Here is a 16,011-nt window from a genome sequence, read left to right on the forward strand (position 1 = left end):
TCCTTTTAAATGATTTCGATTTGTATTCGTGCGTTTTCGGCTGAAATTACTTTTTCGATATTACTTACGATTTCGGATATGCGAGCTTGTTCATTCGTATTTTGCTCGATTAATTGTTTACGTTCTTCTAGATGCTTTTGTGATTCTGCAAGGGATTGATCCTGCTCTTCTGTATATTGGGTGATGCGTTCTTGTGCAATCTTTAACGCATCCAAATCGCGAAGGAATGAACGGTAATCACGTTTCTTTGTTAACAACGCACTTTCTAAATCGCGCAAAATTCGACGTTTCTCTTTTTCAAGAGCACGATCCATTGCTTGTACGTGTTCAGATACTTGTTGTAAGTAAGTCGCTTCCTTTTGATGGCGAAGTTCACGTTTCGCCTCACGGAAATCTTCCATATCTTCAAAGTTAGAAGAGATGGCACTGGAACTAAACATCGCTTCCATTTGTTCACGACGCGCGGTACTTAGTTTCTCTTCATTTTCTTTCATAATTCGTCGGCGTTGCTCAATGAGTAAATCATATTCTTCATTTTTTACATCACGGAACCCTTTTTTATCAAACCAAAGTGTTCGTTCTTTAATGACGCCATATTCTTTTTTCGTTGCACTCGTGCGATTGATTAGCATATTACGGAAGGCAATCTCTTCATCGTGACGTTTTTTCATTTCGTCAATTTCCATTTGTTTAAATTTCAAGTTGGCTTCTGCTTCAATTTTTTGTTTCAATAATTCTTTATCTTCTTCGATATCTTGTTGCTGTGCTTTAAATTTTGCTTCCACTTCTTCGCGAATTTGCATAATATCTAATTTTTTTGTATTTTTTATTGCTAGATTTGCTTTGACGGATGTATCAATTTGAATCGTTGACGTATCCACATTGACTTCAAAACCATCTAGTCTTTGGCGCATCACATCATTTAATCGACCTGCCAAATCATCTACACTTTGGGTAAATAATAGCTCATAACGGTTGTTGAAGCTTAAAATTTCATGTTGAATCATCTCTTCAAGCTCTTCGTTTGAAATCACTTGGTTTACCGATTCTTTAATATCGTCAACTAACTTATCAAATCGAGAATTAAAATCTTGTTCACTTGCACGTATTTCATCTTGGAACAGATTTTTTAATTGCATAATGTCGTTTTTTAACTGGATTTTTCGAAGTTCGATTTCGTCCATAAGTCGTTGTTGTTGTGCTTCTAACTGCTCGATATCGATTTGACCCGCAACAAGCTCTTTTACTTCGGCCAGTTTTCTACCTAACTCACTATAAAAATTTAAAATCGAAAGGTATGGCGCACGAAGTAAATCTTGTGCTTTTTCTCCATCGAATAAATAGCTTTCTAATTGCTGTTCAAAGTTTCCAAAGCGCGATTGAGAAAACAGTTCTTCAACCGGTGTATTTTCCCAATGTTTCGTTTTAACATTCGTATCGCGGGATTTTAATGCTTGCAGTGCACTTAAAGGATATAATTTAGCGCGATCTACAGGCACAGATTGGTAGTCATTCTGTTTTAATGCACCTTCTAAAATGTCGATTACTTCTTGAATTTGATCTTCTGGCACACCATCTAAACGATTGCCCACAAAGAAAATGCGGTCGATGCTATCCGCTAATTCCCGTAAAAACTTAAATTCCGTTTGTTTTCCCGGTTGTTCTAAGTTAAATAGAAGAATACTCGCATTTGATTTTTTTATTTGTTCCTTTGTAATGCGTTCATGTTCTGGATGCAACGCCTGAAGTCCTGGTGTATCTACTAGTACGACCCCATCCTTTAAGTACGGAGAGTCGATAAAAATATCGACATATTTCACTTGGGAGGAGACTTCTAGTTTTTTACTCATCTCCGTTACATATTCGTCTAATTCATCAAAAGATACGTCCACTGTCTTCCCATCTTGAAAATGAACAACCGCAAGTTCACGTCCTGGCCCATCATCTAAATGGCGAATAAAGTTGACAGTGGCCGTCGTCGGAGTCACTTTTGATGGCAACACCTCTTTTCGTAGTAAGGCGTTAATAAATGTGGATTTCCCTGTCGAAAATTCCCCAACAATCACAATTTCGAAACGATTTTGTTGCCAATTTTTCTGTTGAGATTTTAAAATGTCGATTTCCTTTTCAATCGTGACATATTGCCCTAATTCATCTTTGACATTTTCAGCGAGTGTAAATGCTTGTTCAAAGGCTTGTTGAACAAGCTCTGTTTTTTCATTCCATTTCGTACGTAATTCCATTAATTTCACCTCTATTAATTAATTGACATAAAGTTTTGAGACATGATCTTTTTCAGCTAATAATACAAAATCTTGGAAAACTTGACTTACTTCATCTAAATGCTGTTCACAACGTTCTAAATGATGCTGCTTATGCAAGTTCCACTCACTGTCTACATCTTCTTCAAAATGTCGATACGTTTGTAAAACTTGAGCAGAGTTATTATTGATTGTCTCTGCAATACTTCTCATTAATTGATCGCGGATTTCATCTTCTTCTTCTCCAATTTGATCATAAGCTTTTGATAATTTTTCGATATTTTGACGGATTTCTTGAAGGGCGGAAACTTTCATCTCTTCATTTCCATCACGAATTCGCTTATATTTTTCTTTAATAAATTCGACTTCTTCCTTCCATTGTCGTTGCCGTGAATCATCATAATGCGCAACGGTTTTCTTAAAGAATAAAAGCTTTCGTTGCGTCTCGATATAATGCTCAACTTCTGGCATGTCCCCGAGTTGATGGAGTTCACTTTGCTCGTTTAAGCTCGTATTTTGCAATTCCTTTTCAAAATAAGAACTTAGCTCGTTCTCTTGTTGTTTTAGTTGCTTATTACTTCGTTTAACCCCTGCATATTTTCGTTGTACTCCATCTAGTGCTTCTTTATAGCTCCCTAGTGAACCTTGGTCTAAATACAAGTCCACGGGTTTAATTTTTAATGGGATAAGCTTTTGTTTAAAATCGTTCCAATTAATGTCAACATTCGTGTTCATCGATTCTAACATATCAACAAATGCATCATCTTCCTCACTCATCGTTTGGATGATGTTCGATTGGTAGTCAAGGGACATTTCTTGCACCTTTTCTTCCCATAAGCTATAAGATTTTGAAGCTTGCTTTTCATAGTTCATAAAGGCTTGTTCAATCGGTGAAACATCTAAAAGAAATGCACTCATTTGTTGATGAACCTGTTGTCGAAATGCTTTAAATTCTTCTTGTATTCGTGTTTTCATTTCGTTTTTCAACTTTTTGAGAGGCTCATCAAAACAGTTTAGTTGGCTTTCTATACAGCGGTAGCGTTCTTTTATTAATTTTTCTCCTTGGATTAGTACTTCTTGATATTGCGATTTCGTAATAGCAATCAAGCGTTCCAATCGTTGCTGACGTTCATTCTCTACTTCCAAATTGTGGGCTTGTTGCTCTGCTTCCACATTCGAAATTTCATGGAGTAATAGATCTAAATCATAGGAAATGGATTTTAATGTTGCTTCTTCGTATTCGCGTTTTTCCATATAAGCAAACAAATCAGCTTCTAATTCACCTATATTGGATTCAACTAGTAACGCAGTATCCTTTTGTTGTTTTCCTTGTAATGCTTTTATCGATGAAACAGGATAAATTTTCGTGTCGTGAATATGTTGAACATGCTCTTGTAATTCTTGTTGAACGTTTTGTTGCACTAGTAACCAATCATCGTTTGTAAGGTCATCCACATGTGTAGCCACAAGGAAAATCCGTTTTTGTTTTTGGATTAAGGAGCTTAATAGGTCATAGTCTGTTTGATCAATCCCTTTTTGCCCGTTAAAGAGATACATCACGGCAGATGCTTCTACTAAAGCATGTTCCGTTACTTGAAATGCCGTGGAAGTAAGCGAGTTCGCACCTGGTGTATCAATGAGGATTAACTGTTCATCCAAAATTGAAAGTGGCCAAAATACATCTACAAAGCGAAGTTCGTCCGTAATATCGGTCCCTTGGAAGGTTGTATAGGTTTCTAAATCGGCAATATCTTCAACCGGAACTTCTTTTGATTGCCCATTTTGGTACTGTAAAACAAGTCTTGGCGCCTGATCAGTAGGACAATAGCGAATACGGGTTAACACCTTGGTCGATTCAATTCGGCGAGCAGATAATAGAGACTCTCCTAAAATGGCATTTAATAAGGCGGATTTCCCTACACTAAACTGCCCCACTACAACGATGCTACTATATAAATTATTTAGTCGATTATGTATACTTTGTAACTCTTCACCAAAGAAAAGGTCATCACCATATTTAGACATTTGATCAAATAGAATGATTTGGAGCTCTTTTTTTGTTTTCGCCACAAAAATCCTCCTTTAAAAATAGAAAAATATGTAAGCTATTTGTCAGACTAATATAACATATTTATATAAATCATTATATCTATAAATAGATAGTTTAGTTAACTTACTTTTGGTTGATAGTCTTGGATTTATTTGGATTCCCTCTAAAGAATTTATAAAAATTTTTGATTTCCCCTCAATTCTAATATTATTTCCACATAATACTTTTAAGTAAATTTAGATAAAAAAATGCCAGCACAACAATTACAGTTATACTGGCATAAGGTTATTTAATTTACTCGTTATAAAATAATCAAAGTAAACCTCATAACCTCAATGAACACCCCAATCACGGGAAAATTCGATCAAAGGGGGCTTCATCACACCGATGAACACCCTAATCACGGGAAAATTCGATCAAAGGGGGCTTCATCACACCGATGAACACCCCAATCACGGGAAAATTCGATCAAAGGGGGCTTCATCACCTCGATGAACACCCCAATCACGGGAAAATTCGATCAAAGAAGGCTTCATTACACCGATGAACACCCCAATCACGGAAAAATTTGATCAAAGGGGGCTTCATCACACCGATGAACACCCCAATCACGGAAAAATTCGATCAAAGGGGGCTTCATCACACCGATGAACACCCCAATCACGGAAAAATTCGATCAAAGGGGGTTTCATCACACCGATGAACACCCTAATCATACAAAAATTCAATCAAAGCGGGCTTCATCACACCGATGAACAACCCAATCACGGGAAAATTCGATCAAAGGGGGCTTCATCACACCGATGAACACCCCAATCACGAAAAAATTTAATCGAAGGGGGCTTCATAAGCCGAATGAAGTACAAAACCACTAAAAAAATTAAATGTTTTTAATATCCCACTAGTTTCCCCCGTACTCCCACCACATCCGTAACAAATTCCATCACGCCTATGTATGTTGCTAGTATCAATTCTATTTGGAGGAATTCATATGAAACAATCGAATGTAATCGACTTCTTTTCTAAAAAGACTTATTCCGAAATCGCCTCAAAGGACTGGCAAAAAAACGATGAACTGACAAATCAATTCGGTATTTATTTAGGCTGTTTTGGAGGAAATGATACAAAAATCATTCGTAACTTATCCGATGAACTCAACATGAAACGTATACAAATTGAGCAACTCACAGCAGAATGGGAACAACTTCATGAGCAGTACAATGAAGCCCTCCACCGTTGCTTAGCATATTTAAACATACCTAAACAAATTCACATTAACTTTGAAAATGATTCCATAATGGTTAGTGTTAATGGAGATGTTTGGGTGATCCATGATTATGAGGAAAAAGTAAGAGCGCATCAGGAATAATAACGTTACTGGAGTAGGCTGTACTAAACGATATAAAAAAATGGTCCAACATGAATTGTGCTGGACCATTTTCTCGACATATTACCAAAAAGATTTAAATCAAATTCTTCTCCTTCACCACTTCAATCGCTTGTACGCGGGATGTCACATCCAGTAAAGTGAATAACTGCGTCAGGTAGCGCTCCACTGTACGTTGGGTTACATTGAGTTTTTCGGCGATCATTTTGTTTGTATAGCCATCCATTAACATTGTCATCAATTGCGTTTCTTTTTTCGTTAACTTGAGCGCCTCGCAATTATTTTGCATTTTCTTGTTGATAAAATTAATAAAATCAACCGGTAACACTAAGTCTCCTTGTACAATTGATCGAATGGTTTGGATTACCTTATCACGAGAAACTGTCTTTGAAAGGACTCCATCAATCTTCTTTTCTAGAATTAATGGATAATACGAACGAATGTCATCTCCTGTGTATAAAATCACGAAGGCGTCTTCTTGGAATGCCTTAATTTCTGCAGCAAGTACGATTCCGTTTTTCGCATTCATATTTACATCTACTAAAAATACATCAAAACGTGTAGTTTGCATTTGAGAAAGTACATTTGTCGGGTCGCTTTCTGTTTCAATATGAATATCTTCTACACCTTGAAACAGAAGCTTTGAACCATCTAACACGATTGGATGGTCATCTATTATTAATACTGAAATCATCTGCATCACGTCCATCCATAATATCAATTTTAATATACATACCTTTTTCAGGCTCTGTCTCGATTAATAAATTTCCATAAAAGGCTTCTACTCTTTCACGAATTCCTTGTAAACCTAACGAATTCGAATTCCAAATACCATCCAAATTACATCCGACTCCATTATCTTGATACATTATGCCAAATCCATTATCTAATTCATAAAGTTCTAGATCTACAATGGAGGCTTGTGAATGTTTTACGGCATTATTCAATAACTCTTGCACAATACGATAGATGATTAAGGTCAATTGTTCATCTTCAAGATATAATCGATCAAATGATGTATTTAACACAAAGTTTGCTCGCTCGGTTGTTCGCTCGGCAAGCCGTTCTAATGCAGCATTTAATCCCAAACTCGTTAATAATGGCGGTTTTAACGTTTCACAGTAAGCCCTTAAATTATCGATTGAGTGAATCATTTGCTCATGTAAAATAGTTAGTTTTGCTTGCGTAACTTCTTGATTTTCCTCCGTCATCAGCAAGTTTATCTGTCTTGCTGTATGTAAGTACTCTTGCAAAAACGTATCATGTATTTCTTGAGCAAACTTAAACTTTTCGTCATCTACTCTTAGCCATAGTAATTTTTTTAGCCATATCGGTTCTTTTAGTCCTGATTGCTGAAGTGTTTGCAGTTCATCCATTAATTCCTCAATTACTTTTGTACTTTCAATAAACGTATTTGTATAGGTAAGTAAAAGTTCCAACCATAATAATTCCTCTGCTTTTAAGCGAATCATATGATAATGCCCAATCGCGAGCCATCTTTTCGTGTTTAAATCTTGATGAATGAAAGCAATATAGAAATCACCTTTTTTTATAATTTCACCCGGATTTAAGGATAAAATTGACTTAATATCAATTGAAGACCCTACTAAATCACCGGTTGATTTTACTTCCTTTGTTTCAAACTCATAGGTGATGACACTAACTGCCTTAACCTCTAAATGATTGGCCACTTCATTTACGAGATGCGATAAAATTTGCTCTACACGGTGAACATCCCCTAGCTTATCAATCGTTTGATAAAGCTTATGAATATGATTTCCTTTAGAAGAAAATAATACTTTTCGCTCGCGATAATCCAACTTTTCTTTAATATATAATACTAGAAAAATTGAAACGAAGATAAATAACGTAGAAACAAATAATTCAAAAGAAGATAAGTGCAATAGTAAAAATAGACCAATCGCCAACCAACAAGTCGAAAAGAACGAAATGGTAAAGTAATATTGCAATCTAGTAATATGATAAACAATATCAAAAAGACGTTCTGTTAACTGATGTAACATTAAATTGAACGGAATGAGCAGCAAAAATAACGCACCAATGTCTGCATTTAGAAAAGGTTGACCAATTAACACTTTCGGTAAGACAAATAAAAAAAGAAATGGCAAAAACGGAACGACCAAACCGATAAATAATAGTTTTATTTGTGGTAGCTTGTAAAGGAAGTAGCTGCGAAGTACTACCCATAGAATCGTGATCAGTAATAAGAAAAATATACTAAGGATTAGTAAAGAATCAATGGAGGTAAATTTCGGTTGTATGAATCGAATTAGTCTTAAAACAATGCCTACAACAGGCAATACATATAAAAATTTTATATTCTCTACAAAAACCCACTTTACACCCAAATATCTAAAATAATTCTTTAAAAAATGTAGAAGTAAAACAAGCGATAAAATCAAGCACGCACTATTAACTAAAAACCCAAGATGATTTCCTCTAGCTGAGGCACCACTACTAATATAAGCAAGGGATACAGAAAAGATAAAGGCAATCATTAGATTTACAAGTGGGATCGTCTTTTTTCGACGCGATAGATACAATGTAACACAAAGCGTTAATACAAAATAAATACTTGGTATAACAAGTTGCATATATAATTGTCGTGGTATGTCTACATGGCTTACATGAACCTCAAAAACTTGTCCATTATTCTTTTGAATGACGAGCTGTTTTCCCCCCCGAATACTCGGATCATACTCGAGTCGTTTCACTTCTTGAACAGGGACCCCATCGATTTCCAAAATGACGTCCCCTACTGAAATATTTCGTTGACTAGCCCACTCTACATACGTAAGTTCGGCAATTTCCCAAGAGCCTTTATGTTCCTTAAGATGAATGTCTATGAAAGGAGTTAAATAGCTAATCGATAGCACGTATAACCCTAAAATAATATATGTACAAAGAATGAGCCAAAAGGACTTTCGTTTAGAATTTGTTAGCTCCAAAACGTACTCTGTTGTTTTAAATCTTCTTCAAAAGCATCTAATATTGCTTGGGTTTCGAGTTCGTTCACACCAATTAATGATATGTTTCCTGCTTTTAATAAGTCTAAAATATTTTTATTCTCTACTAAAAACTGAATGATTTTGTTCATGTTTAATCCCTCATTTCATTAAAATTTGTAAAGACTCTTTTCCTTCTAAACTCATTCCTATCTTTTCTATCGTATTGAGTGCTCTTTTTTTATATAGATTTTTTACAGCGATCGCGTATCGAATAGCTCCACTTTCTTGTAATTCTTTTTTAATAATCGATTCATCTAATTCGATCGATTCATTACCATGATAATACTTTTCTAAATCCTTCGAAAAGCCGCTTCCCATTGATAATAAAAAAATAATCGGTAATGAATATCTTTTATTTACTATATCATTTTTCTGATTCCACTCTTCTAAATCTTGAATATCGTTTTTTATTTGGCCTATAATCCCAATGGCCTTTGCATAATCTTCAACTTCTAAGGACTTTTTTCCTCGGGCCAGTACCTCACCAACTAAGCAACTCATTGAAGTGAGCGATCCAGACTTTTGCTCAATCATTTTTAAATAGGATCTCTCATCCTTGTAAACATTTAATAAATCTAGCTGTTGACCACTAATGCTAAGCAATGTATGTTTTTCGATGATTTGCATGGCTTGCTCTTTATGGACAAAATGACTTTGGCGAAGAACCTTGAACGCAATCACTAACATGGCTAGAACGGAATTTAAAGAAAATTTTGGTGTCTCTACCCATACATAATCAGTATCATTATCTTGTAAATCATCTATTATATCAAAAGATAAAACAAGTAATTCAATCGCAGCAGCTACTTTGTAGATCTCAGCATCGAACTCGTCTGCATATTCTTTATAATGAAGAACGCACAATGCACCAAAAGGGTAACCTATGGAGTCTTTTTCCTTCTTGAAGGTTTTTAACATATCTCTTAACGAGTCTTCAATGAAAAATTCATGGGAAATCATTTCATCTAATGTGGTACTAATATCGTTTAGTGTATAATTCAAAATCCCCACCTCCTAAGTATATATAATATATCAAATTTTTAACAATTGTAACCGACATCTTTCTGTCGGGATACGACAGAAAAATGTCGGTTGAAAAGATATGAGTAGGAATGATAAATTAAGAGATTTAGAATGATAAAATTATAGTTGAATAATACTATACAGAGCCTTTTTAGAAATCCAAGAATAATGGATTTAGGAGAGGTTTTTAATTTTTATCGATAATATTTATTGATAATGATGGGAATAACAAAATGGAATAGCAGTAATTTATTTTTTACAAACTTGAAACGTATCATAAAAATCAAGTTTTTTCTAACAACTATCACCTTTGGAGGCTTATCATTGGATTTATCAATATTATTTGAGTATGGATGGGTGTTGTTACTATTAGTTGCGCTTGAAGGTTTACTTGCAGCTGATAATGCTCTAGTTTTAGCAATTATGGTGAAACATCTTCCTGATAAAGAACGAAAAAGAGCATTATTTTATGGATTAGCTGGAGCTTTTATTTTCCGATTTGCCTCATTATTTATTATTTCCTTCCTCGTAGATGTATGGCAAATTCAAGCTCTTGGCGCGTTATATTTATTGTTTATTTCAATCAATCATATTGTTAGAAAATTATTCTTCAAAAAGGGAGAAGAACACGAGGATCAAGAAAAGAAAAAATCAGGTTTTTGGGGTACTGTCATTAAAGTGGAACTAGCAGATATCGCGTTTGCAATCGACTCAATTTTAGCTGCTGTGGCACTGGCCATGACGCTCCCAAACACAAATCTCCCTCAAATTGGTGGGATGGATGGAGGGAAATTTCTCGTGATCTTTATGGGTGGATTAATTGGACTCATTATTATGCGTTTTGCTGCCAACCTGTTTGTAAGATTGTTACAAACAAGACCTGGACTTGAAATTGCAGCTTTTGCCATTGTCGGCTGGGTAGGTGTAAAGCTTGCCGTGTTAACTTTAGGCCATCCTGATATCGGTGTTTTATCCTATGAATTTGCGCATTCCACTGCATGGAAACTCTTCTTCTATACTGTGTTAATTCTCATTGCATTAGCGGGTTGGTTCTTTTCAAAGAATAAAAAGGAAGTAAATACGTAACTTCTATAGAAAATGTTAAACAGATTATTGTTCGTTAATATAAATTAAAGTTTGGTATATATTAGTTGAAAAACAAGGATTGAATGTTGCTATTCGATCTTTGTTTTTTTGCATGCAAGTTTGTCATCTGGATACAAGTTGCTGACGATGAATTTTTTCTCAATTAATGGATAAGCTAATAATTAGTTCGAGCTATTATGGGAGATTGGAGAATATTAAATGTCTTCACAGGAAATGCTTCGGTGGATTAACGAACAGTTTAAAGGGACAAATCAATTAACAGAAAAAACGTTAGACTATGAAAATAAATATATCGTGTTATTCTATGTCAAATCAATGATTGATAAGGCATTGCTTCAAAAGATTATCATTAAACCATTTTTTGAAATGGCCAATGAGCATCAATTAAGGTCCTACCTACTTGCATTGCCACAGTTTCAAAAAGTTGAGTCGAAAGAACAGCTTCTATTTGAAATAACAAATGGGTATACATTAGTCGTTATTCAAGACGACTTATTTTTATTTGATTTAAAATTATCGAAAAATGATCAGGTGAACACTACAACCGTAGAAACGACAATACACGGTTCTCAATTAGCTCTAAGCGATAACCTGTTGACCAATATTAATGTTATTCGTTCCACTTACCATGAACCCTCTTTAGTAACGGAATTTTTTACAAAAGGGGGAGCTAATAAACAAAAAGTAGCCATGATTTATGATAAAGAAAAAGTGAATAAAGATGTATTAAACATCATCAGAAAAAGGCTTCAGTCTGTCGATAAACAGGTAATATCAGCGACTACCCAATTAAATAATTTTTTAAATAACAAGCGTTTTTCCCTGTTCCCCCAAATGATTATGACCGAACGCCCTGATCGCATCATCTATAACATTGCTGGTGGGAAAGTAATACTTTTAGAAGATGGAAATCCCCAGTCACTTGCTGCACCTGTTGTCTTTTTTGATTTCATGACGACTATGGAAGATAATTATCATACTTTATTGGTCTCAATATTTTTAAAAACCCTTAGATATGTTGGTCTATTTATCAGTCTTCTTCTACCAGGTTTATATGTAGGTGTAACCTCCTATTCTCCTGAGGTGTTTCGAACCGAACTCGCTTTAACTGTAGCTGGAAGCCGGATTGGGGTCCCGTTCTCCTCTTTTGTTGAAGTGCTTTTTATGCTTTTCTTCATGGAGCTTTTATTAGAAGCGAGTATTCGACTTCCAAAGGTGGTGAGTGCTACTGCTACGACTGTAGGAGGGCTTATTTTAGGAACAGCAGTAACAGAGGCTTCCCTTTCATCAAATATCATGGTGATTATTGTTTCCGCAGTGGCTATTTCCACTTTTGTTATTCCTGTCAATGAAATGGCCTTTTCTATTCGTATTGTCCGTTTTTTACTATTAGTAATCGCTAGTTTATTCGGTCTAGCTGGTTTGGCATTAGGATTGTTTGTTTTAATTATGTATCTGGTAAGTATAAGCAGCTTTGGTGAGCCTTATTTGAGATTTTATAATTTCCAGAAACAAAAGGAGAGAACGGAGGAACATATTTGAGTCGTTTTTATTACTATTTAATTTTAGTGAATATGGTCTCGAATATTATTGCTTCTGTTCCAGTCATCCTCCTGTATTTTCACAAGGAGGGTGCCATTTCTTCTATGATTCTCTCCGTGGTGGTAGGGACGATCATCATCACAGTGTACACCCGCTTTTTTAATAACTTCCCTGGGATGACACTACCAGAACTATTACAAAAAACTACAGCCAAATGGTTTTACAATCCATTCATATTCTTGTTGGGTATTCTCTGGTTTATTGCAGGAATGATTACACTAATTACTTTTTCATTCCTACTTATTCGTTACCTAACACCAGAAACACCGATCACCCAAATTAGCTTAGTGCTAACTATTTCGGTCATTTTCGGTTGTCTGATGAAAACAAATCGTGTGTTATATACGATTGAAATTATCTTAATCCTTACTTTTCCTTTGATTTTTTACATTTATTTGGCAGCCTATAGTAGTAAAAATTTAAGATGGGACTTTGTAAAAGATGCGGTTTTATATTTCAATCAATTACCTAGCTTTTATGCATTCTCCGCAAGCTTCTTTTTATTTTTAGGAGTTGCCAATATGTTTATCTTTAATCGCTTCTTTACCATTAAACAAAAGTTCGGATTGAAGCAGATTGTTTTTATTATGGTAACATCAACATTCGCTTTGTCGACCACATATTTTATTCCTATTGGTTTTAATGGTTTTGAACATATTAAAGATTTTATTTATCCGTGGATTTCGACAAGTGATTCCATCAGGATGAAGTATTTTATAATAGAACGCGTTTTATTTATATTTTTATTATTTTATTTAGGTATTGCCTTTTTAAGTATTCTCATTCACTGGCATGTATCCATCGAGTTTTTCAAGTTTGTATTTCACTTAGAAAAAATCAAGTGGAAGGGAGTTAAAATCGGAATATTCCTGCCTCTTCCATTTTTCATTGGGATCTCTACTTATTTTGTTAAGCGATTAGATGAGTACCAATTAGTTCGACTTTCAGGTATTTTTTACAATTCTCTATCAATTCTTTTCCCGTTAATGATTATTTTATTTCTCTTTATAAAAAGGAGGATGAAATATGCAAAAAACAACGAACAAAACTAGAGTATTCATCCTGCTTATACTATCCATGCTCACCCTTCTTTCAGGTTGTGAATTTAAAGATATCGATAAAGTGACGTTTATTTCGATGATTGGAATCGACCAATCCGATAATTCAGACAAGCCTTTCAAAGTAACGGTAAAACTATATGTACCCACTAGTTCTTTCAAACAATCTCCGAAACCTCAATATGCATACCTTACTGAAAATGGAGAGACATTATCAGAAGCAATTAGACTGTTAGAAACACATTCTGATAAAAAACTGGATTTTGGTCATGCAAAACTGGTTATCATAGGAGAAGAGCTATTGAAGGCGAATAAAGAAAAAGAGATCCTTGATTTGTTAATACGGAGGCCAGATATTCAATTAATATCATGGGTTGCAATTGGAAGGCCTAATGCAGAAGAGATTATAAAAATGGTCCCTAAAAGTGAAACAGCCGCGTATCCAGCCATATTTAACTACTTTGATGATAATGGAACGGAAAGTCCATATAGCGTTTCTACATTTTTATTCGATTTCCGTAGAAGGATGGTAGAAAGCGGAATTGACGCTATCTTACCAATCATTGAAATGGAACAGGAAGAATCACAATTTAAAATCAATAAAGCTTATATATTGGCAGATGGGAAAAAGCCTCATGAACTTAGCTCGCATAATACAATGCTATACAACCTTCTATCTATGAATATTGATATTGGTGATTTAATTGTAAATGAAGAAGGTCATTCTTTTATTGCAAAAATCGATACAATAAAATCAAAGTATAAAGTAAAGGTCCAAAATGATAATCAAGTTCGACTCGATCTAGATATAAAATTATTCGGTTATGTATCCGAGTCAAAACAATCGATGCAAACGAAATCATTACCGAAATATAATCAACTACTCGAAGCAGAAGCAAAAAAGAGTATTACGGATTTTTTTACGGAAATGCTTGAGGCGGGATATGACCCACTTGGATTTGGATTAAAATACAAGGCAACAACACTTCCTAATCAGCGTATGAGTATGGAGGAGTGGCAAGATGCCTACAAAAATGCAGAGATCAATTTAAACATTACTTCTGGGCTTAAGAGTACAGGTACCATTCAATGATAAAAAGAAAAATTTGATGCGAAGACAGTTAGTGGATGAGGAGACCGGATTTAATCGCCCGGTCTTTCAATCTTTTGCGCCTTAATGGTATACATCAGAAATAAAGGATTTTACCGCATGTACTACACTCTTTGGATCCTGCATCCACACATAGGCATGGATGGAATTGTTGATATAACGTACTTGGGATTTATTCAACCAGCTTGAAAACACCTTCAGATTATTTTGGATGATTGGATTAGCAGACTCCTCCTCGCTTGGAAGGAACAGTACAGGGCATGTCACCTTTTGATAATACTCCTCAAACTGAATCGTCCAATATTTCTCGATATATTCCTTGCGCACATGGTTCTTATAGCGATACGTGTAGCATCCATCCTCTGTTCGTTCGATGGCGCTCTTAAAGAATTGTAAAAAATGTTCATTCCAGATCCCTTGTTCTTGCAATATTTCCTTTTGCACGTCAATGAATTCTTCTTCGGTGCGGAATAGATTTTTTCGCTTCGAAAGCTCTGCACGTACATGATGCTTATATTTCTCCACTTCTTCCTCATTGCCTTGGAACAAACCATATTCCCCGAACTCGTTATATAATGCACCTTCACAAATAAGCGATAAAACGATTTCTGGATAGTTTGCCGCTAAACTTAACCCAATTTCTGCCCCCATCGAACTCCCCACGACATGGCATCTTGAAACACCAAGTTCTTCCAATAATAAATACACATCGTTCGCCATCTCGTCAATATGATAACCTGTCGCAAGCTGATCGGATTTACCATGCCCTCTCATATCAGGTGCAATAATCGAATAGTCCTGTTCAAATAGCGGTAGCACCCCATCCCACATCGAAATATTCCCCCCACTAAAATGAAGAAACAAGATCGCTTCCTTACTACGGTCAACGGAATAGCAAACATTGATGCCTGTTCCATTCTGTAGTTTAATGACTTCTTCTTTCAAAGAATGTCCCCCCCTAGCTGTAAAGTTCATGATTGATTACAAGAGTTTTATATGTATCCTACTAGAGAAAAGTCATAGTTAATAGTGACTGGGGTAATAAATTAGTATGACTTTTAGATAAATGCAAAAAAAGAAGCTAAGGGACAGCTTCTTTTTTGAGAATATGTTATTAGATTTTTTCATGTAACGTTGAACTGAAGCAATCTATGCTTACGATTATTTTCATTTAACGATTGGTCGGTTTTCGCACGTTTCGTATAGTCTGTGGTTACCTGTCCATCTCGATATTGCAGGTCATCCCCAATAATGACACCCACGTATTCAAACTCAAGCCCTTGTGTCGTATGAATACAACCCGCTTCCTTGATCGAATTTTCTCCAATTGCCCATATGGAGTTATCCAGGTTCCAGCTAATTTCGAAGTTATGTTCTGGAGTA

General features: G+C 35.3%; 12 protein-coding genes and 1 pseudogene. 5 read left to right on the plus strand and 8 right to left on the minus strand.

What is annotated here, in order from left to right; all coding sequences use genetic code 11:
- Positions 1 to 5 precede the first annotated feature (5 nt).
- Together EK386_RS12550 and EK386_RS12555 are read right to left on the minus strand one after the other, a co-directional pair.
- Complete coding sequence (locus tag EK386_RS12550) at positions 6 to 2,243, minus strand: dynamin family protein (protein WP_126659519.1); 2,238 nt, start codon at positions 2,241 to 2,243, stop codon at positions 6 to 8.
- 18 nt (positions 2,244 to 2,261) lie between these two features.
- On the minus strand, positions 2,262 to 4,331 hold the full coding sequence (locus tag EK386_RS12555; RefSeq protein ID WP_126659520.1) for a dynamin family protein: 2,070 nt from the start codon (positions 4,329 to 4,331) through the stop codon (positions 2,262 to 2,264).
- Between the two features lie 971 nt (positions 4,332 to 5,302).
- Here EK386_RS12555 and EK386_RS12560 point away from each other — a divergent pair.
- The gene (locus EK386_RS12560) at positions 5,303 to 5,680 is read left to right on the plus strand and encodes a hypothetical protein (protein ID WP_126659521.1); all 378 of its coding nucleotides are present in this window, start codon (positions 5,303 to 5,305) and stop codon (positions 5,678 to 5,680) included.
- Between the two features lie 94 nt (positions 5,681 to 5,774).
- Here EK386_RS12560 and EK386_RS12565 read toward each other — a convergent pair whose 3' ends face one another.
- Genes EK386_RS12565 through EK386_RS12580 form a run of 4 tightly spaced genes read right to left on the minus strand, consistent with a single transcriptional unit; the run spans position 5,775 to position 9,729 of the window.
- A complete protein-coding gene (locus tag EK386_RS12565; protein WP_126659522.1) occupies positions 5,775 to 6,392 on the minus strand; it encodes a response regulator transcription factor in 618 nt (205 codons plus the stop codon).
- Positions 6,367 to 8,667 carry an ATP-binding protein gene (locus EK386_RS12570; protein WP_126659523.1) on the minus strand — a complete coding sequence of 767 codons (2,301 nt, stop codon included), beginning with the start codon at positions 8,665 to 8,667 and terminating at the stop codon, positions 6,367 to 6,369. The genes EK386_RS12565 and EK386_RS12570 overlap by 26 nt, the downstream gene beginning before the upstream one ends.
- On the minus strand, positions 8,658 to 8,816 hold the full coding sequence (gene comX / locus EK386_RS12575) for a competence pheromone ComX (RefSeq protein WP_126659524.1): 159 nt from the start codon (positions 8,814 to 8,816) through the stop codon (positions 8,658 to 8,660). Before comX ends, EK386_RS12570 begins: the two co-directional genes overlap by 10 nt.
- Positions 8,817 to 8,826: 10 nt before the next feature.
- Complete coding sequence (locus tag EK386_RS12580; protein WP_246027663.1) at positions 8,827 to 9,729, minus strand: polyprenyl synthetase family protein; 903 nt, start codon at positions 9,727 to 9,729, stop codon at positions 8,827 to 8,829.
- 345 nt (positions 9,730 to 10,074) lie between these two features.
- On the opposite strand from EK386_RS12580, the gene EK386_RS12585 reads away from it, so the two are divergent.
- The 4 genes from EK386_RS12585 (at position 10,075) to EK386_RS12600 (ending at position 14,610) form a co-directional block, all read left to right on the plus strand.
- Complete coding sequence (locus EK386_RS12585) at positions 10,075 to 10,836, plus strand: TerC family protein (RefSeq protein ID WP_126659525.1); 762 nt, start codon at positions 10,075 to 10,077, stop codon at positions 10,834 to 10,836.
- A gap of 219 nt (positions 10,837 to 11,055) precedes the next feature.
- Positions 11,056 to 12,399 carry a spore germination protein gene (locus EK386_RS12590; protein ID WP_126659526.1) on the plus strand — a complete coding sequence of 448 codons (1,344 nt, stop codon included), beginning with the start codon at positions 11,056 to 11,058 and terminating at the stop codon, positions 12,397 to 12,399.
- Positions 12,396 to 13,511, plus strand: coding sequence for a GerAB/ArcD/ProY family transporter (locus EK386_RS12595; protein ID WP_126659527.1), 1,116 nt, complete (start codon positions 12,396 to 12,398; stop codon positions 13,509 to 13,511). The genes EK386_RS12590 and EK386_RS12595 overlap by 4 nt, the downstream gene beginning before the upstream one ends.
- Positions 13,486 to 14,610, plus strand: a complete 1,125-nt coding sequence (locus EK386_RS12600) for a Ger(x)C family spore germination protein (protein WP_126659528.1) — start codon at positions 13,486 to 13,488, stop codon at positions 14,608 to 14,610. Before EK386_RS12595 ends, EK386_RS12600 begins: the two co-directional genes overlap by 26 nt.
- 81 nt (positions 14,611 to 14,691) lie before the next feature.
- Here EK386_RS12600 and EK386_RS12605 read toward each other — a convergent pair whose 3' ends face one another.
- Positions 14,692 to 15,573, minus strand: coding sequence for an alpha/beta hydrolase (locus tag EK386_RS12605; RefSeq protein ID WP_158674422.1), 882 nt, complete (start codon positions 15,571 to 15,573; stop codon positions 14,692 to 14,694).
- 179 nt (positions 15,574 to 15,752) lie between these two features.
- A pseudogene (locus EK386_RS12610) lies at positions 15,753 to 16,007 on the minus strand (DNA/RNA helicase domain-containing protein); the annotation flags it as partial.
- Between the last annotated feature and the right edge of the window lie 4 nt (positions 16,008 to 16,011).

It is taken from the genome of Lysinibacillus antri (assembly GCF_003977595.1).
Lineage (GTDB): Bacteria > Bacillota > Bacilli > Bacillales_A > Planococcaceae > Ureibacillus > Ureibacillus antri.